1 protein-coding gene is annotated in these 390 nt (G+C 25.9%); it reads left to right on the top strand.

Features of this window, described 5'->3' with window-relative positions; genetic code table 11:
• Nucleotides 1–212, top strand: a 212-nt coding sequence (locus tag ACLWS4_RS37750) for a hypothetical protein (protein WP_416876536.1), incomplete at its 5' end; no start/stop codon positions are given.
• Nucleotides 213–390: the final 178 nt, after the last annotated feature.

Here is a 390-nt window from a genome sequence, read left to right as displayed (position 1 = left end):
ATAAAACAATAGGAACTTTTAATCTTTTAGGACTTGGAAAATATGTACTAGATACAGAAAATTTCAAAGAAGAAGAATTAAAAGACTTATCTATCTCATCAATTAAATCAAAAGACTATCCTTTAAAAATAGTAAATGAAAAAATCAAAGAAATCTATTCTGAAATTACAAATTCTCTAGATAAGATAATGAGCAAGGCATCAAATCAATAAGAAAGTGTGAAAGGTATGGAAAAGGTTACTGTTATTGGTCAATTTCCTCACCAATACATGGACTATCTAAAGCGTTAGACGTATTGGTGAATTCTGACTATCTAAAAAAATGTATAATTTCGAGATAGTTGATATCAAGAGTAATAAAAGTCTATTACAAAATTTAATTAAGTTAAAT

The organism is Kitasatospora sp. SC0581 (genome assembly GCF_048159585.1).
GTDB lineage: Bacteria > Actinomycetota > Actinomycetes > Streptomycetales > Streptomycetaceae > Kitasatospora.
The sequence above is the reverse complement of the archived record's forward strand: the minus strand, read 5'-3'. Positions and strand labels throughout refer to the sequence as shown.